Below are 17,800 nucleotides of genomic sequence, written 5' to 3'. Positions count from 1 at the left end.
CCTCAACCTACGGGGTGGTACGGGCAGGTCGCGAACCGTTGACGCTGATGGCGAGCCTGTCGAGGTACAGGAGCTGGGCGGCCACGACGGCGGCCAGCGCGACCGCGACGACGACCGGCGGGGTGCTCGCGCCGACGTCGGGGGCGCCGTGGTAGCCGCCGAGCCGGGCCATCTGGGCGACGGGCACGGTGAACAGCTCCGGGGTCTGGGCCACCAGCAGCGGCCACAGCGCGTCCTGGGCGTTGACCAGCGTGACCGCCCCGGCCAGCACGCCCGCCATGGGCAGGGACGGCAGCAGGACGCCGCCGAAGAAGTCCCTGTCGTTCCGCTCGGCCAGGCCCTTGCACAGCAGGGTCAGCACCAGCAGCGCCGGGACGCTGACCAGCAGCGGCGGGAAGAGCGCGAAGAAGGTGTCCACGAGGCCCAGGTTGCGCATGTTCTGCCAGTCGGCGACGCCGAGCGGGCCCGTGCCGACGAACAGCCAGGGGGCGAACGCGAGCAGCAGCCACTCGCTGCGCGCGCCCAGGGGACGCAGGCCGCCGATGCCGAGGGCGGCCAGGTAGGCGACGCCGACCGACACCAGCGCGCCGGCCACGGCGGGGACCCAGGTGTTGGCCTGCGCGCGCAGACCGCCGACGTCGGCGCCGGCGTCGCCGCCCGCCAGGACGCCGGAGATCCACGGCCAGGCGCAGACGATCCCGGCGGCCACCACGAGCACCAGCGCGACGACGCCGGTGACCACGCCCGCCGTCCCCGGCCGGGCGGGGAACGCTCCGTCCCGACCGGGCCCGGGCCGGGCGGCGGTCGCGGGCCTCGGCAGGACGGTGACCCGCAGCCGGGTGGCCGCGGCGACGACCACGGCGACGACGCCGAGCCCGCCGAGAAGCACCCCTGTCAGGGCCGCGACGGCCGCACCAGGGCCGAACTGGGCCATCCGGAAGGCGTAGTCGTACTGGAGGCCCGCGAGGGTCTGTGTGGCGCGCTCAGGGCCTCCACGAGTGAGCGTCATGCCGATCGAGAACGCCTGCGCCCCCACCGCGACGGCCGCCAGCGCCACCAGCACCGCCACGACGAGCGTGGCGGGCCCGGCGGTGCCGCCACGCAGCGCGGGCAGGAACGCCGTCAGCGCCAGCGCGCACACCACCCCGAACGTGGCGGCCACGACGACGATCCGCAGCGTCCCGGGTGCCGTGGCGGGGTCGCGCAGGCCCTCGGCCAGCGAGGCGATGCCCGGGCCGTCGGGCAGCGTCCCGCGCAGCCAGGCCGCCGCCACGCCGACCGGGGAGAACGTCACGATCGCCAGCGACAGCACGACCAGGCCCGCCCGCCTGGCCAGGGAGCCGCCCCGGTCGAGCGCCAGCGCGAGCAGCGGCCCCACCACCACGGCCACCAGCAGCGGCCCGGCGGTCAGCGAGAGCGTGAAGCCCAGCGCCCGCCAGAAGTCCTCGCCGCCCAGCACCTTGCCGTAGTTGTCCAGGCCCACGAACCTGCTCTCCTGCAGCACGCCGCCGCTGTGCAGGCTGAGCACGATCGTCTGGACCGTCGGCAGGACCAGCGTGATCAGGGCGCCGAGCAGCGCGGGGACGGCCAGCAGCCAGCCCAGGGCGCGGTAGGAGGCCGGGGGCCGGACGGCCGGGGACGCCGGGACAGGGGTCGGTGGGATGGGGGAACTCACGTCGCCCGACCCTAGCCGCGCGGGGGCGCGGACGCACGCGTAAAGGGCGAGTGGGCCCTTGGTGTCGAACACCCCCGGCTCCGGCGAACACCACGCAAGCCGACCTTGGCCAGGTCTTTGAGCAGGTCTTTGAGCAGGACACGGCCCGGAGAACGACCGAGGGCCCGGGGGGACGCCCCGGGCCCTCGGTCGTGCGCCGGTCAGTCGAGAGCGGCGAGGACGTCGTCGGAGACGTCGAAGTTGGCGTAGACGTTCTGGACGTCGTCGCTGTCCTCCAGCGCGTCGATCAGGCGGAACACCTTCTTGGCGCCCTCCTCGTCGAGCGGCACGCTCATCGTCGGCAGGAAGCTCGACTCGGCCGAGTCGTAGTCGATGCCGGACTCCTGCAGCGCCTTGCGGACCGGCACGAGGTCACCGGCCTCGGAGACGACCTCGAAGGAGTCGCCCATGTCGTTGACCTCTTCGGCGCCCGCGTCGAGCACGGCCATCAGGACGGTGTCCTCGTCGAGCCCGTTCTTGGGCACGATCACGACGCCCTTGCGGTTGAACATGTACGACACCGAGCCCGGGTCGGCCAGCGAGCCGCCGTTGCGGGTCAGGGCGACGCGGACCTCGGAGGCGGCGCGGTTGCGGTTGTCGGTGAGGCACTCGATGAGCACCGCGACGCCGCCGGGCGCGTAGCCCTCGTACATGATGGTCTGCCAGTCGGCGCCGCCGGCCTCCAGGCCGCCGCCACGCTTGCGCGCCCGCTCGATGTTGTCGTTGGGCACGGAGTTCTTCTTCGCCTTGAAGATGGCGTCGAAGAGGGTGGGGTTGGCGTCCGGGTCAGGGCCACCGGTCCGTGCCGCCACCTCGATGTTCTTGATGAGCTTCGCGAACAGCTTGCCGCGCTTGGCGTCGAGCGCGGCCTTCTTGTGCTTCGTCGTCGCCCATTTGGAGTGGCCGGACATTACCTAGAGCTCCCTCACCATGTCTACGAAGTAACGGTGCACGCGCGTGTCCCCGGTCAGCTCGGGGTGGAACGACGTCGCGAGCAACGGCCCTTGACGGACCGCGACGATCCTATCCCCAGGCTCGGCCGTGCCCAGCACCTGAACGTCGGCGCCGACCGATTCCACCCACGGAGCACGGATGAAGACAGCGTGTACGCGTTCGCCGGCGAAGTCCAGGTCCGACTCGAACGAGTCCACCTGGCGGCCGAAGGCGTTCCGCCTGACCACCATGTCGATGCCGCCGACGGTCTGCTGGCCCTCGATGCCGTCCTGGATGCGATCGGCCAGCATGATCATGCCGGCGCAGGAGCCGTAGGCGGGCAGGCCCTCCTTGATCCGCATCCGCAGCGGCTCCAGCATGTCGAAGGTGTCGGCCAGCTTCCACATGGTGGTCGACTCGCCGCCGGGGATCACCAGGCCGTCGACCGCGTCGAGCTCGGCCGGACGACGTACGGCGACGGCCGACGCGCCGGACTCCTGGAGCATGCGCGCATGCTCGCGCACGTCCCCTTGGAGAGCGAGTACACCGATCGTGGGCACAGCGATCCTTCCGTTAAGGTCCGGTTTCCGACAATTCAACACCAAGATGGCCCGGCATCTTCCTATCAGAGCACTCTGGCGTAAAGGCGGGCTCAGGCAGCGGCCCGGACGACGTCCACGCGGGCCAGGGCGCTCAGGTGGTGGCGCCGGGCGTACAGGAAGGCCATGCCGATCGCGCAGCAGGCGGCGCCGACGGCGTACGGGACGGCGATGCCGACCTCCTCGCCCAGCTTGGTCGCGATGAACGGCGCCAGCGCGCCGCCCATCCAGCGGACGAAGTTGTACCCGGCCGAGGCGACGGGCCTGGGGGCGTCGGAGACCTCCATGGCCGACTCGGTGAAGACGGTGTTGTTCAGCCCGATCGGGATGCCGGACAGGACCGTGAACACGATGATCCCGGCGTGCGCCCCGGCCGTCGCCGACACCGCGATGCCGGCCTGGAAGACCACGAGCAGGCCCAGGGCCAGGTGCAGGACGTTCACCGAGCCGATCGCCCGCTGCAGCGGCGGCGCGCCGAACACCGAGGCCAGCGCCACGCAGACGCCCCAGCCGAAGAACACCGCGCCGATGCCGTACGGCGACATGTTCAGGATGAACGGGGTGAAGGCGAGGATCGTGAAGAAGGCGAAGTTGTAGAACAGCGCGGTGAAGGCGGTCGTGGACAGGCCGCCGTGGGCCAGGGCCCTGATGGGGGCGCTGAGCTTGGTCTTGACCGCGGGCTTCGGCCCCGATCTGAGCAGGGTGGCGATCAGCACGAAGCCGACGGCCATCAGCGTGGCGGTGCCGAAGAAGGGCGCGCGCCAGTTCCAGTCGCCGAGCAGCGCCCCGGCCAGCGGTCCGGTGGAGATGCCGAGGCCGAGCGCGGCCTCGTACAGGATGATGGCCGACTCCGCGCCGCCGCTGGCCGCGCCGACGATGACGGCCAGCGCGGTGGCCACGAACAGGGCGTTGCCGAGGCCCCAGCCGGCGCGGAAGCCGACGAGCTCGGCGACGCTGCCGGAGGTGCCGGCCAGCGCGGCGAACAGCACGACCAGAGCCAGCCCGGCCAGCAGCGTGCGCTTGCCGCCGATGCGGCTGGAGACCCAGCCGGTGATCAGCATGGCCACCGCGGTGACCAGGAAGTAGCTGGTGAACAGCAGGGACACCTGGCTGGGCGTGGCGTGCAGCCCTTGGGCGATGGAGGGCAGGATGGGGTCGACGAGGCCGATGCCCATGAAGGCCACGACCGCGGCGAACGCGGTGGCCCAGACGGACGTCGGCTGGCGCAGGATTCCGCCGCCGGTTTGCATGTTGTCCCCTTACTGGGTGGTTCTGTCGATGCCGAGCTTGGCCAGGACGGGCAGGGCCGCGGCGAGCACGTCGCGCTCGTCGTCGGTGAGGGCGGCCAGGTCGTGGGCGAGGCGGGCGATCCTGGCCCGGCGCACGGCGTGCAGCCGGTCGCGGCCCTCGCCGGTGAGCTCGACGGTCCTGACGCGGGCGTCGGCCGGGTCGGAGCCGCGCGCCACCAGGCCGGCGTACTCCAGCCGGTTGATCTGCACGGTCATGGTCGGGAGCTGGACGGCGTGCTCCTCGGCCAGCTCGGTCATCCGGCGCGGGCCGTGTTCCAGCGAGCCGAGCACGGCGTACTGCTGGGTGGTGACGGGCTGGCCGGCGCTGGAGCGCCGCAGCAGCAGGACCAGGTGGCGCAGCACCTTGGAGACCTGCTCGGCCATCTGGGTGGGATCGTCCCTCATGCTTAGCCCAACTAACTTAGCCTGGCTAATATTCCGGGCAAAAGAAGAGGCGGCGCCCCCCAACCGGGGGACGCCGCCTGCCCAGGGCTACGGGCGCTCGGTCTCCAGCCGGACGGTGTCCTCCACCGTCACCTGCTTCCTGGCCCCGATCGCCGGGTCGAGCGGCCGCAGGTACGTCTGCCGCACCCCCGGCACCCGGTCCTCCACCACGAACGTCGCCCGCGTGTACGCCTCTGCCCCAGGCTCGCGCACCTGCGGCACGACCTTGAAGTCAGCCGTGAGCAGGTCGCGCTCCATCTTCGTCAGCACGTAACCGCGCTGGTTGTTGTAGAACTTCAGGTGCGGGTTGATCTTCAGGTACGGATGCGTCGCGGGGTCGGAGTCCGCGCCGTCGCCGCCGGTGGTGATGGAGGTGGCCACGAGCTCGGAGCCCACGGTGGGCCCGGTCGGGTCGTCGTAGTCGAGCTTGAGGTCGCCGGCCCAGTGGGCGTGCACGTCGCCGGTCAGCACCACCGCGTTGCGGACCCGGGCGTCCACCCAGCCCTGGGTGATGCGCTGCCGGGAGGCGACGTAGCCGTCCCAGGCGTCCATCGAGGTGATCTTGGCGGGGCCGGCGTTGTTGTCGCGCTGGGCGAAGAACACCTGCTGGCCCAGGATGTCCCACTGGGCGCGCGAGCGGTGGAAGCCGTCGATCAGCCACTGTTCCTGCGCGGCGCCGGTGATCGAGCGCGCCGGGTCCACGGCGGCCGGGCAGTCGCGGTAGCCGTCGCCGCAGCCCTGGTCGTCGCGGTACTGGCGGGTGTCCATCATGTGGAACGTGGCCAGGCTGCCCCACCGGATCCGCCGGTAGAGCTGCATGTCGATGCCGCGCGGGATCGAGGTGCGGCGCAGCGGCATGTTCTCGTAGTAGGCGCGGAAGGCGGCGGCGCGCCTGGCCAGGAAGTCGGGCTGCGGCACCTCGGGCTTCTCCGGCACCTCGTCGGCCCAGTTGTTGTCCAGCTCGTGGTCGTCCCACACGACCAGCCAGGGCGCGGCGGCGTGCGCGGCCTGCAGGTCGGGGTCGGCCTTGTACTGGGCGTGGCGCTGGCGGTAGCCGGCCAGGGTCTCGGTCTCGGGGCCCTCGTGGTCGCGGATGTTGCCGCCGGGGATGGTGTAGGTGTCCTTGGTGTACTCGTACTGGTAGTCGCCCAGGTGCAGGACCAGGTCCGGGTGGTCCTCGGCCAGCCTGCGGTAGGAGGTGAACCAGCCGTGCTCGAACTGGGCGCAGGAGACGAAGGCCATCGACAGCGCGCCGCCGTAGGACAGGGGGTGCGGGGCCGTGCGCGCCCGTCCCATGGGCGAGACGTACGGGCCGACGCGGAAGCGGTACCAGTACTCCCGGTCCGAGCTCAGCCGGTCGACCTCGACGTGCACGCTGTGCCCCCACTCCGGCGCGGCGACGCTCACCCCCGAGCGGACGACGCGCCGCCCGCGCTCGTCGGCGTAGACCTGCCACTGCACGGTGAACGGACGCTGCGGCATGCCGCCGAAGCCGTCCTCGGCCAGCGGGTTCTGCGCCAGCCTGGTCCACAGCACGAACCCCTCGTGGTCGGGGTCGCCGCAGGCCACGCCGAGGGTGAACGGGTCGGTGGACAGTCCGCGTGCGGCCAGTGCCTGTGCGCTCTCTGCGGCGGGCTCGGGCTCGGCGCTCGCCGCCGTGGCGGGGAGCGCGGCGGCGGCGCCCGCCGCCAGCCCGGTGACGAGGAAATGCCGGCGGTTCAGCTTGGACACAGTGCGCTCCTCGGGACGATCAAGGGTGAGGGACGCCCGTAGCCTGACTGAGGTTCATGACAGATCGGTGAACCAGGGACAACACGAAAGAGGCGACATTCTTCGCGAATGCCGCCTCTTACGAAGCTTTTCATCGTCACACGACGATCATGGACCCACGACGGGCCGCCGACCTGCGACGACGCGCCGGTTCACCAGCCGCGCTCGGCCAGACGGTGAGGCTGCGGGATCTCGTCGACGTTGATGCCGACCATGGCCTCGCCGAGACCGCGCGAGACCTTGGCGACGACGTCGGCGTCGTCGTAGAACGTGGTGGCCTTGACGATGGCCGCGGCGCGCTTGGCCGGGTCGCCCGACTTGAAGATGCCCGAGCCGACGAACACACCCTCGGCGCCGAGCTGCATCATCATGGCGGCGTCGGCCGGGGTGGCGATGCCGCCCGCGGTGAACAGCACGACCGGCAGCTTGCCGCTCCGCGCGACCTCGGCGACCAGCTCGTAGGGGGCCTGCAGCTCCTTGGCGGCCACGTAGAGCTCGTCCTCGGGCAGCGTGGTGAGGCGCTTGATCTCGGCGCGGATCGTGCGCATGTGGGTGACGGCGTTGGAGACGTCGCCGGTGCCGGCCTCGCCCTTGGAGCGGATCATGGCCGCGCCCTCGGTGATGCGGCGAAGGGCCTCGCCCAGGTTGGTGGCGCCACAGACGAAGGGCACGGTGAACTGCCACTTGTCGATGTGGTTGGCGTAGTCGGCCGGGGTGAGCACCTCGGACTCGTCGACGTAGTCGACGCCGAGCGACTGCAGGACCTTCGCCTCGACGAAGTGGCCGATGCGGGCCTTGGCCATGACGGGGATCGACACCGCGGCGATGATGCCGTCGATCATGTCGGGGTCGCTCATCCGGGACACGCCGCCCTGCGCGCGGATGTCGGCGGGCACGCGCTCAAGGGCCATGACGGCGACGGCGCCGGCATCCTCAGCGATCTTGGCCTGCTCGGCGGTGACGACGTCCATGATGACGCCACCCTTGAGCATCTCGGCCATGCCGCGCTTGACGCGGGCCGTTCCGGTGACGGGGGTGCTTTCAGGCGTGCTGGACAACGGTCTTCCTCACGGGCTCTCAGGGCGGACGGTAAGTTATCAAACCCATCGTAGGTCCTGAAGGACCCCTCCCCCGACATGCCACGATGTCAGGATTTATCACTCAAGTTGTACAGAAAGGTCATCAAGGAGTGACGGGCTTGCGGCTGGCGAGCGCGATCCAGACCTGGCCGGGGGCGAAGTTCATCGGCTCACCGCTCTCAGTCGTGAACGTCGTGCCGGTCTCCTCCGATTCCCGCTCCCAGTTGGCCGTGAAAGCTTTACCGTCGCGCAGCACGACGGCCTTGCCCTTGCCGGTGGTGTGCACGAGCGGGGTGTAGCTCTGGTGGAAGTCGTGGAACTCCGAGCGCTCGGTCTTGGTGTACTGCACGACGATCGTGGGGGCGCCGAGCTGGCCGCCCTCGGCCGCCATGTCCTTCTTGCCGTCCTGCCAGATCAGCCACTGCTTCTTGGCCTCCGACCAGGCGAAGGTGAAGCGCGCCGCGGGCCACCTGACCGTGTACGACTTCTTGTCCACACCGCCCTCGGCGGGCGCGTCGCCGAAGGTGAAGCCGATGTCCTTGGCCTCACTGGCCTTGGGCGCGCCGGACAGCAGCTTCTTGGTGTTGGCGAACAGGTTGTAGGGGGCGTAGCGGCCCGGCTGGCGGAAGTAGGCGCCGGGGTTGCGGGTGTCGCCCACGTCGTACAGCGGGGCCTTGGCGATGTACGGCAACATCTTGGTCTGCGCGCCGGAGTAGGCGAAGGCGGGCTTGCCGTACTGCGGGACGAGGTGCAGGTCGGAGATGCGGGCGCTGCGCACCGGGCCCACCTTGGCCGGGATCTTCGAGGAGAAGATCGCCATGAGCCGGGTTAGGCCGGCCTCGACCTGCTCGACGTAGACGACGTCGGCGCTCTTGAGCCCGAGCTGGGGCTTGCCCGCGGAGGTGTTCTCGATCTTCACCGCGAGCACCGGCTTGAGCTCCTCGTACGGCTGCCCGGTGAACGGATGCCCCTCGACCTTCTCGGTGGGCTCCTCGGAAGGGCTGGTCGTCGCCGCCGCCTCCGGCGCCTTGCCGGAAGCGGGCTCGTCGGACGAGCAGGCCGCGACGGGCCCCAGCACGGCCGCCCCTGCCAGAGTCACCGAGATCATCCGGGATAGCCGCACGTGCAACAACTCCTCGCCTTTGCCCAGAAATCGGGAGAAGCTTACCGGCCTCTCCACATTTGGTCATTCGGGCGACATGGTTGCCGGCGGATTGTCATCGATCTCGAAGAATTCGGGGAACTCGGTGTGGCCGGCCAGCCGCAGCGTCCTGGCCAGCCAGCGGCGCTGCGCCGTACGGGTGACGCCGACCGCGTTGTTGTAGAAGCGGCGCGAGTAGACGACCTTGGCCACCGCCGCGTCGAGCTCCTCCAGCAGGTCGCCGCCGCCGGGCGCCTCGGCCAGCTTCTCCCTGAACCGCTCCTGGTCCACCGCGGCCCGCAGCGCCCGCGACAGGTCGCTCTCGGCGTGCTCGCGCTCCTCGGGCCCGGCGATCCTGGCCTCGTGGGCGGCGGCGGCCAGCACCAGCGAGGTCGCGGGGTCGAGCAGCCGCGAGCCGGCCAGTTCGAGCACCACGGCCCGGCGCCGCATGAGCGCCGCGTCCAGTGCCTCGCGAGCCAGTTCGAGCCGGATGTGCAGGCGGTCGAGCCGGCCCGCGCGCCAGGAGATGTAGACGGCCGTGAGCACGACGACGATGCCCACGATCAGGACGATCATGGTGGATGTCACAGTAGGTCCCTAGAAGAGCTCTCGGGGGGCGGTCACAGGTCCTCCTCCACCCGGCCCGCGCCGCTGGTGGTCACCGTCTCGTAGACGCGCACCACGTCGCGGGCCACCGTGGACCAGTCGTACTTCCTGACCGCCACCAGCGCCTCGGCGGCCAGCTTGGCGCGCCGCTCGGGGGCGTCGAGCAGCGCGGCGGCCTCGCGCGCCAGCGAGGAGGCGTCGCCGTTGGCGAACAACGCCCCGGCCTGCCCCTCGCCCAGCACCTTGCGGAAGGCCGGGATGTCGCTGGCCAGCACCGTCGCCCCCGAGGCCATGGCCTCGGCCAGCACGATGCCGAAGCTCTCGCCCCTGGTGTTGGGCGCGCAGAACACGTCGACCGAGTGGTAGGCGCGGATCTTGTCGGCCTCGCTCACCATGCCGAGCACGGTCACCCGCTCGTGGAAGGGCTTGGGCACCTTGTCGTAGACGTCCTCGGCGTCGCCGGGGCCGGCGATGAGCAGCTTCAGGCCGGGACGCTCGGCGGCCAGGGCGTTGAAGGCGTCGAGCAGGATCGGCAGGCCCTTGCGCTCTTCGTCCATGCGGCCGAGGAAGCCGATCGTGGCGCCGTCGGGGCCCCACCCGGGCAGCGGCTCGGCCTCGGTGTAGCGGGCCACGGTCACCCCGTTGGGGATCAGCACGGTGTCGCCGCCGAACTGCTCGACCAGGCTCTTGCGGGCCGCGTCGGAGACCGCGATGCGGCCGCTCAGCTTCTCCAGCGCGCTGCGCAGCAGCGGCTCGGCCACCGCGATGGCCCGCGAGCGGCTGAAGGAGGCGTGGAAGGTGGCCACGATCGGCCCCCTGGCCGCCCAGCAGGCCAGCACGCCCAGGCTCGGGATCAGCGGCTCGTGGATGTGCAGCACGTCGAAGTCGCCCGTACGCACCCAGCGCCGCACCCGCGCGGCCGACAGGAACCCGAACGACATCCGCGCCACCGACCCGTTGTACGGCACCGGCACCGCCCGGCCGGCCCCCGTGACGTACGGGGGCAGCTCGTCGTCGTCGGCGGCGGGCGCGATCACCGATACCTCGTGCCCCTGCGCCATCAGCGCCTGGGCCAGGTCGTCGATGTGCTGCTTGACGCCGCCGGGCATGTCCCAGGAGTAGGGGCAGACGATGCCGACCTTCATCTCGGCAGGTCCTCCAGCCAGAGCCGCTGCAACATGTGCCAGTCCTCCGGGTGCTCGGCGATGCCCTTCTCGAAGACGTCCGTCATGGCCTGGGCGACGGCGGCCACCTTCTGCTGCCGGGTGCCCTCGGCGGGCACCGGGATCTCCTCGTGGATGTGGATGCCCCAGTCGTCGCCCACGAAGTAGACGGTGGCCGGCAGGAGCGCGGCGCCGGTCTGCACGGCCAGCAGCGGCGGCCCGGCGGGCACCTTGGTGGTGGCGCCGAAGAAGCGCACCTCGATGCCGCTCTTGGTCAGGTCGCGCTCGGCGGGCAGGCAGACCACGCCGCCCTTGCGCACGCGGCCGGCGAGGGTGCCGAAGTTGTGGCCGTCGCCGCCGGTGAGCGGCAGCACCTCCATGCCGAGCCCCTCGCGGAAGGCGACGTAGCGGCGGAACAGCGACTCGGGCCGCAGCCGCTCGGCGACCGTGGTGAACGGGTGGCCGACGCCGACCAGCCAGGCGCCCGCCGCGTCCCAGTTGCCCATGTGCGGCAGGGCCAGCACCACGCCCCGGCCCGCGGCCAGGGTGTCGTGGATGTGCTCGGCCCCGATGACGTGCGTGCGCCGGACGACCTCGGCCCGCGGGATCGCCGGCAGGCGGAAGACCTCGTGGAAGTAGCGGAAGTAGGAACGCATGCCGGCCCTGCTCAGCTCGCGCAGCTCGGCGCTGCCGGCGTCGATGCCGGTGACCCTGGCCAGGTTGGACTCCAGGCGGCGCACGGACTTGCCGCGTCTGCGCCACACCCGGTCGGCCAGGAGGCGGAAGACCGCCGCCGTGGGACGCTGGGGCAGCAGCGGGACCAGCTTCCAGCCCGCCGCGAAGCCCGCTGCCACGATGCGGTCGCCGATGGACGCCTTCTCGCTCATCGCTCCCTCGTCTGCCGGTGGACGTGCACGACCCGCTGCACGACGGTGATGGTGGAGGCCGCCGCCAGCAGCCACATGCCGAGCGGCAGCACGTACGGCACCCCGACGCCCGAGAAGAAGGTCGCGACCAGGGCCACGACCAGCCGTTCCGGGCGCTCGGCCAGCCCCACGTCGGCCGTGAGCCCGAGGCCCTCGGCCCTGGCCTTGGCGTAGGAGACCAGGGAGCCGGCGACGAGGCAGGCCAGCGTCACGCCGGCCATCAGCGTGTCGCCCCCGGCGACGAAATACAGGATCAGGCCGGCGAAGATGGCGGCGTCGGCCACCCGGTCGAGCGTGGAGTCGAGGAAGGCGCCCCAGACGGTGCCGCCCTTGCCGCCGAGCCGGGCCACGACGCCGTCGAGCAGGTCGAACAGCACGAAGACGGTGATGAGCAGCGCCCCCCAGGCCAGGTGGCCCGTCGGGAACAGGAGCAGGGCGGAGATCACCGTGCCGAGGGTGCCGATCGCCGTGACGGCGTTCGGGCCGATCCCGCGGCCGACGAGAGCCCTGCCCAGCGGGGTGAGTATCCGGGTCATGGCCGGTCGCAGGAGTTTGAGCATCGCGGTCCGATCGTAGGCCATCACGTGAGCGGCCACTTTCTTTGCCCCACACCCCTTGTGATATTCGCCACAGGGGTATTTGGTGAACACACCGCGTCCATGCGGTTTCTGACACCCTCCGCGCGGGCGCGGCGTTGGATGCACACCGACGACGCGGGAGGCGAAGTGGCGGATAGGAACTCTGGCGGGGCCATGGGAGCCGCGGGCAGGGCACCCACGGCCGACAGGGCGGATGCCATACGCAATGTCGTGCTGGTCGGCCACTCGGGAGCGGGCAAGACCACCCTGGTCGAGCAGCTGCTCGCGGCGACGGGCACCGTCCAGCGGCCGGGCCGGGTGGAGGACGGCAACACGGTCAGCGACTTCGACGAGGTCGAGGTGCGCCAGCAGCGGTCGGTCAACCTGGCGCTGGCGCCGCTCGTGCACAACGGCATCAAGATCAACCTGCTGGACACCCCGGGTTACGCCGACTTCGTGGGCGACCTGCGCGCCGGGCTGCGCGCCGCCGACGCCGCCCTGTTCGTCGTGTCGGCCTCCGAGGGGATCGACGGGCTCACCCGGATGCTCTGGGAGGAGTGCGCCCAGGTCGGCATGCCCAGGGCGGTGGTGATCACCAAGATCGACCACCAGCGCGCCGACTTCGACGACGTGCTGACCACCTGCCAGGACGTCTTCGGCGACGGCGTCGCCCCGCTGTACCTGCCGGTGATCACCAACGGGCACGTCAACGGCCTGATCGGGCTGCTGTCGCAGAAGTTCTACAACTACGCGACCGGCACCCGCACCGAGAAGGAGCCCGGCGCCGAGTACGAGGCCCAGATCGAGGAACGGCGCGGCGACCTGATCGAGGGCATCATCCAGGAGAGCGAGGACGAGTCGCTCATGGACCGCTACCTGGAGGGCGAGCCCATCGACACCAAGGTCCTGGTCGACGACCTGGAGAAGGCGGTCGCGCGCGGCAGCTTCTTCCCGGTGTTGTGCAGCGGCCTCGGCGACGGCCACGCGGTGGGCATGACGGAGCTGCTGGAGCTGGTGACCCAGGGCTTCCCCTCACCGCTGGAACACCCGATGCCCGAGATCACCGACCTGTCCGGCAAGCCGGTCGGCGGCATCGCGTGCGACCCCGACGGCCCGCTCGTGGCCGAGGTCGTCAAGACCACCAGCGACCCGTACGTGGGCCGCATCAGCCTCGTCCGCGTCTTCTCCGGCACGCTGCGCCCCGACATGACCGTGCACGTCTCCGGCCACGGCCTGGCCGACCGCGGGCACGAGGACCACGACGTGGACGAGCGCATCGGCACGCTGACCAGCCCGCTCGGCAAGGCCCAGCGCCCGGCGGCCAAGGGCTCGGCCGGCGACATCGTGGCCGTGGCCAAGCTGTCGCGCGCCGAGACCGGCGACACCCTGTCGGAGGTGGACCGGCCGCTGCTGATGACGTCGTGGCAGATGCCCGACCCGCTGCTGCCGGTGGCCATCAGGGCCAGGTCGAAGGCCGACGAGGACAAGCTCGCCCAGGCGCTCGGCCGGCTCGTGGCCGAGGACCCGACGCTGCGGCTGGAGAACAACGCCGAGACCAGGCAGCTCGTGCTGTGGTGCATGGGCGAGGCGCACACCGACGTGCTGCTCGACCGTCTGGCCAACCGTCACGGCGTCGAGGTCGAGCGGATCGAGCTGCGGGTGCCGCTGCGCGAGACGTTCGGCGGCAGGTGCCAGGCGATGGGCCGCAACGTCAAGCAGACCGGCGGCCACGGCCAGTACGCGATCTGCCACCTGGAGGTCGAGCCCCTGCCCTCGGGCGGCGGGTTCGAGTTCGTGGACAAGATCGTGGGCGGGGTGGTGCCCCGGCAGTTCATCCCGTCGGTGGAGAAGGGCGTGCGGGCCCAGATGGAGCGCGGCGTGGTGGCCGGCTATCCGATGGTGGACGTGCGCGTCACGCTCTACGACGGCAAGGCGCACTCCGTCGACTCCTCCGACATGGCCTTCCAGATCGCCGGACAGCTGGCGTTGAAGGAGGCGGCCTCGAAGGTCTCGACCCTGCTCCTGGAGCCGGTGGACGAGCTGTCGGTGCTGGTGGCCGACGACTACGTGGGCTCGGTCATGTCCGACCTGTCCTCCCGGCGCGGACGCGTGCTCGGCACCGAGCCGGTGGGCACCGGGCGCACGCTGGTCAAGGCCGAGGTGCCCGAGCTGGAGATCACCCGGTACGCCATCGACCTGCGCTCGATGTCGCACGGCACCGGGACGTTCACGCGCACGTTCCTGCGCTACGAGCCGCTGCCGCCGAACCTGGCGAGCAAGGTGGCGGCGGCCACAGAGTGAGCGACGGGTGAGCGACGGTTCGGACGGTGGAGAGCCGGGAGGGAGCCTGTCCCTCCCGGCCCGCACGTTTCATCACCCCCCTACCGTTTCGTAACAGAAGCATCACGACTGCATTTCTTTTTTCAGGTCCGAACAGGCAGGAGCAGGTGCCACACTGGGTTGCACTATGCGAACTGGACGCCCACTCCTAGCCGCTGCAGCCCTCGCGGTCGTGACCACCGGCGCCGCCTACGTGTTCGGCCCCGGCGCCACCCCGAGCCCCGCAGCGACCAAGAAGACGACGACCACCACCGCTCCCGCCGAGGTGACGGCGGCCTGCAAGCCCGACGCCCGGTATCCCAAGCGCCAGTTGCGCGGGGTGTGGATCGCGACCGTCAAGAACATCGACTGGCCCTCGCGCGCCGGCCTCGGCCAGGCCCGCCAGCAGGCCGAGTACGTCAAGATCCTCGACAGCGCGGTCAAGCGCAATCTCAACGCCGTCTTCGTCCAGGTCCGGCCCGCGTCCGACGCGCTCTACCGCTCCTCGCTGGAGCCCTGGTCCCAGTACCTGACGGGCACCGCGGGCAAGGACCCGGGCTGGGACCCGCTGCCGTTCCTCATCGACGAGGCCCACAAGCGCAACCTCGAGTTCCACGCCTGGTTCAACCCCTACCGCGCGGCCGAGAACGCCGACCTGTCCAAGCTGCCGGCGAACCACCCGGCCAAGCAGCACCGCGACTGGACGGTCAAGTACGGCGGCGGCCTCTACTACAACCCGGGCCTGCCGCAGGTGCGCGAGCACGTCACCAAGGTCATCACCGACGTGGTCAGCCGCTACGACATCGACGGCGTGCACTTCGACGACTACTTCTACCCCTACCCGGGCGGCGGGGGCACGTTCGACGACAGGGTGGCCTTCGCCAAGTACGGCAAGGGCCAGAAGCTGGCCGACTGGCGCCGGGAGAACGTGAACAAGCTCGTGGCCAAGGTCGACGAGGCCGTCCACGAGACGAAGAACCACGTCAAGTTCGGCATCAGCCCGTTCGGGATCTGGCGCAACAAGTCCAACGATCCCGACGGGTCCGCCACGGCCGGCATGTCCGCCTACGACTCGATCTACGCCGACGCCCGCGCCTGGATCAAGGCCGGCACGGTCGACTACGTGGCCCCGCAGCTCTACTGGCCGCGCGGCTTCAAGGCGGCCGACTACAAGGCGCTGACGTCATGGTGGGCGGGCGCGGTCGAGGACACCGACGTCCAGCTCTACATCGGCCAGGCGCTCTACCAGGTCGGCACCAGGACCAACGCGGCCTGGGCCAACCCGGGCGAGCTGTCGGCGCACCTGACGGTGAACCAGCGCTACGAAGAGGTCGACGGCGACATCTACTTCAGCGCCAAGCAGCTCCTGACCAACCCGCTCGGCGCGATCGACCGCGTGGCCAAGGAGCACTACAGCCGTCCGGCGCTGCTGCCGATCATGGAGGACCGCGGCGGCGAGGCCCCCGACAGGCCGGCCGACGCCAAGGCGAGCGGCTCCACCGTGTCCTGGACGCCGTCCAAGGGGGCTCGGGCGTATGCGGTGTACCGGGTGCCGGAGTCGGGCAAGGACTGCCACACCACCGACGCCCGCAACCTGGCGGCCGTGGTGACGGGCACGTCGTACACGGCCAAGCCGGGCACGTACCTGATCACCTCGCTCGACCGGCAGACCCACGAGAGCAAGCCGGTGAAGGTCAAGGTGGACAAGGGCTGAGGCCCGTCCCGCCACGCGCGCTCCACGACGCCACGCCCGGCCCGCGGGCGTGGCGTCGTCGTTTTCCGGCGACCGGCGGCTCGACAGCCGGTCTGCGTGGCGTCGGCGTTCCCGGCGGCTCAGCGTCCGGTCTGGGTGGCGTCGGCGTGTTCCCGGTGGCTCAGTGGCCCGTCTGTTCCCACGCGCGGGCCAGGGCGGCCACCGCCTGGTCGAGGAGGGCGGGCGGCAGGGCGAAGCTGAGGCGCAGGCGGTCGCGGTGGCGGCCGTCCGGGGAGAACAGGGAGCCGGGGGCCACCGCGACGCCGTGCTCGCGGGCGGCGGCGGCGAACCTGTCGGTGTCGGCGCCGGGCAGACGCGCCCACACCGACAGACCCCCCTCGGGGCGTGACCAGGTCCACGACGGCAGGCGCGCGGACAGCGCGGCGGTGAAGTGGTCGCGACGGCGGGCCAGCTCGGCCAGCCAGGGCGTGACGGGGTCGCCGTCGAGCAGGTCGGCGGCCAGCCGCTGGGAGACGGCGCTGGTGGCCAGGTCGGCGTCCAGCTTGGCCTCCAGCAGCCGGGCCAGCAGCGGCTCGGACGCGGTCAGCCAGCCCACCCGCAGTCCGCCCCACAACACCTTCGACAACGAGCCGACCGTCACCGTGCCGTGCGGATGGGCCAGGGCCAGCGGCTCGGGCGACCGCGCGCCGTCGAACACCACGGGCGCGAGCGTACGGTCCTCGACCAGCGGGACGTCCGCCGCGGCGGCCAGCTCGGCCACGTGCCGCAGGTCGGCCAGGCGGCCGGTGGGGTTGTCCACGGGCAGCGCGTACACGGCGGCCGGGCGGTGACGGGCGAGCGCGTCGCGCACGGCGTCCGGGACGGCGAGGTCCACGGGCACGGCGTGGGCCCCCGCGCGCCGGAACACGCTGAGCGCTCCGCCGTAGGCCGGGTCGCCGACCAGCACGCGGTCGCCGGGCCGCAGCAGCACCCGGGCCGCCAGGTCGATGCCCTGCTGGGCGCCCGAGGTCACCAGGATCTCGCGGTGCGGCCCGCCGTCCAGGGCGGCCAGCACGGCGCGCAGCCGGGAGTCGCCCATGGCGTCGTAGCCGTGCCCGCTCGGCGCGCGCATCAGGGCGGCGGCGTCCAGCGGGGGCACGGCCAGGTGCGAGGGGTCGGGGACGACCGAGGTGGACAGGTCGGCCAGCACCGCGCCGCCCTGGAGCAGGCCGCCGAACGTCGGGACGCCCAGCACGTACGTGCCGCTGCCGTGCCGGCGTTCGCACAGGCCCTCCTCGCACAGGGCGTTGAAGGCGGCGGCGACCGTCCCGCGGCTGAGCCCGACCGCCTGGGCCAGGTCGCGCTCGGACGGCAGGCGGGTGCCCGCGGTGATGGCGCCGGTCTGGGCCAGGTCGGTCAGCGCGCCCGCCAGCCGGCGGCTGGCCGTGCCCTCGTGCAGCCGGAGCCGGTCGCGGAGCAGGGTGACCAGGTCCTCTTCTCTTCCCACGCCACTATTATCCCGTTACTGTGCCACTTATCAATGAAT

The 17,800-nt window shown here is 71.5% G+C and carries 15 protein-coding genes; 2 read left to right on the top strand and 13 right to left on the bottom strand.

Annotated features, from left to right (window positions below):
* Positions 1 to 7: 7 nt before the first annotated feature.
* From ABZ815_RS28895 to pgsA, 12 genes are all read right to left on the bottom strand, one after another.
* Positions 8 to 1,675 (bottom strand): sugar ABC transporter permease, encoded by a 1,668-nt coding sequence (locus ABZ815_RS28895; protein ID WP_357703271.1) that lies wholly within the window; start codon positions 1,673 to 1,675, stop codon positions 8 to 10.
* 200 nt (positions 1,676 to 1,875) lie between these two features.
* The gene (locus ABZ815_RS28890; RefSeq protein WP_357703269.1) at positions 1,876 to 2,625 is read right to left on the bottom strand and encodes a YebC/PmpR family DNA-binding transcriptional regulator; all 750 of its coding nucleotides are present in this window, start codon (positions 2,623 to 2,625) and stop codon (positions 1,876 to 1,878) included.
* Between the two features lie 3 nt (positions 2,626 to 2,628).
* Entirely contained in the window at positions 2,629 to 3,207 is a 579-nt protein-coding gene (pdxT, locus tag ABZ815_RS28885; protein WP_357703267.1) for a pyridoxal 5'-phosphate synthase glutaminase subunit PdxT, read from the bottom strand.
* Between the two features lie 92 nt (positions 3,208 to 3,299).
* Entirely contained in the window at positions 3,300 to 4,496 is a 1,197-nt protein-coding gene (locus ABZ815_RS28880; RefSeq protein ID WP_357703265.1) for an MFS transporter, read from the bottom strand.
* 9 nt (positions 4,497 to 4,505) lie between these two features.
* Complete coding sequence (locus ABZ815_RS28875; protein WP_357703263.1) at positions 4,506 to 4,940, bottom strand: MarR family transcriptional regulator; 435 nt, start codon at positions 4,938 to 4,940, stop codon at positions 4,506 to 4,508.
* An 87-nt stretch (positions 4,941 to 5,027) separates the two neighbouring features.
* The gene (locus ABZ815_RS28870; protein ID WP_357703262.1) at positions 5,028 to 6,710 is read right to left on the bottom strand and encodes an alkaline phosphatase D family protein; all 1,683 of its coding nucleotides are present in this window, start codon (positions 6,708 to 6,710) and stop codon (positions 5,028 to 5,030) included.
* 191 nt (positions 6,711 to 6,901) lie between these two features.
* Complete coding sequence (gene pdxS / locus ABZ815_RS28865) at positions 6,902 to 7,807, bottom strand: pyridoxal 5'-phosphate synthase lyase subunit PdxS (RefSeq protein WP_357703260.1); 906 nt, start codon at positions 7,805 to 7,807, stop codon at positions 6,902 to 6,904.
* A 124-nt stretch (positions 7,808 to 7,931) separates the two neighbouring features.
* Positions 7,932 to 8,951 carry a DUF3048 domain-containing protein gene (locus tag ABZ815_RS28860; RefSeq protein WP_357703258.1) on the bottom strand — a complete coding sequence of 340 codons (1,020 nt, stop codon included), beginning with the start codon at positions 8,949 to 8,951 and terminating at the stop codon, positions 7,932 to 7,934.
* 63 nt (positions 8,952 to 9,014) lie between these two features.
* The gene (locus ABZ815_RS28855; protein WP_357703256.1) at positions 9,015 to 9,557 is read right to left on the bottom strand and encodes a hypothetical protein; all 543 of its coding nucleotides are present in this window, start codon (positions 9,555 to 9,557) and stop codon (positions 9,015 to 9,017) included.
* Between the two features lie 32 nt (positions 9,558 to 9,589).
* The gene (locus tag ABZ815_RS28850; protein ID WP_357703254.1) at positions 9,590 to 10,720 is read right to left on the bottom strand and encodes a glycosyltransferase family 4 protein; all 1,131 of its coding nucleotides are present in this window, start codon (positions 10,718 to 10,720) and stop codon (positions 9,590 to 9,592) included.
* Positions 10,717 to 11,625: a phosphatidylinositol mannoside acyltransferase gene (locus ABZ815_RS28845; protein WP_357703252.1), complete on the bottom strand. Its 909-nt coding sequence runs from the start codon at positions 11,623 to 11,625 to the stop codon at positions 10,717 to 10,719. The genes ABZ815_RS28850 and ABZ815_RS28845 overlap by 4 nt, the downstream gene beginning before the upstream one ends.
* Positions 11,622 to 12,245, bottom strand: coding sequence for a phosphatidylinositol phosphate synthase (pgsA, locus tag ABZ815_RS28840; protein ID WP_357703418.1), 624 nt, complete (start codon positions 12,243 to 12,245; stop codon positions 11,622 to 11,624). Before pgsA ends, ABZ815_RS28845 begins: the two co-directional genes overlap by 4 nt.
* 144 nt (positions 12,246 to 12,389) lie before the next feature.
* Here pgsA and ABZ815_RS28835 point away from each other — a divergent pair, with 144 nt between their 5' ends.
* Both ABZ815_RS28835 and ABZ815_RS28830 read left to right on the top strand, forming a co-directional pair.
* Positions 12,390 to 14,543, top strand: coding sequence for an elongation factor G-like protein EF-G2 (locus ABZ815_RS28835; protein ID WP_357703250.1), 2,154 nt, complete (start codon positions 12,390 to 12,392; stop codon positions 14,541 to 14,543).
* 211 nt (positions 14,544 to 14,754) lie between these two features.
* Positions 14,755 to 16,275, top strand: a complete 1,521-nt coding sequence (locus tag ABZ815_RS28830; RefSeq protein WP_357703248.1) for a family 10 glycosylhydrolase — start codon at positions 14,755 to 14,757, stop codon at positions 16,273 to 16,275.
* A gap of 160 nt (positions 16,276 to 16,435) precedes the next feature.
* Here the strand turns inward: ABZ815_RS28830 and ABZ815_RS28825 are convergent, their stop codons facing one another.
* Positions 16,436 to 17,761: a PLP-dependent aminotransferase family protein gene (locus tag ABZ815_RS28825; protein ID WP_357703246.1), complete on the bottom strand. Its 1,326-nt coding sequence runs from the start codon at positions 17,759 to 17,761 to the stop codon at positions 16,436 to 16,438.
* Between the last annotated feature and the right edge of the window lie 39 nt (positions 17,762 to 17,800).

The organism is Nonomuraea sp. NPDC047529 (genome assembly GCF_040642995.1).
In the GTDB taxonomy this organism is placed as follows: Bacteria; Actinomycetota; Actinomycetes; order Streptosporangiales; family Streptosporangiaceae; genus Nonomuraea.
The sequence above is the reverse complement of the archived record's forward strand: the minus strand, read 5'-3'. Positions and strand labels throughout refer to the sequence as shown.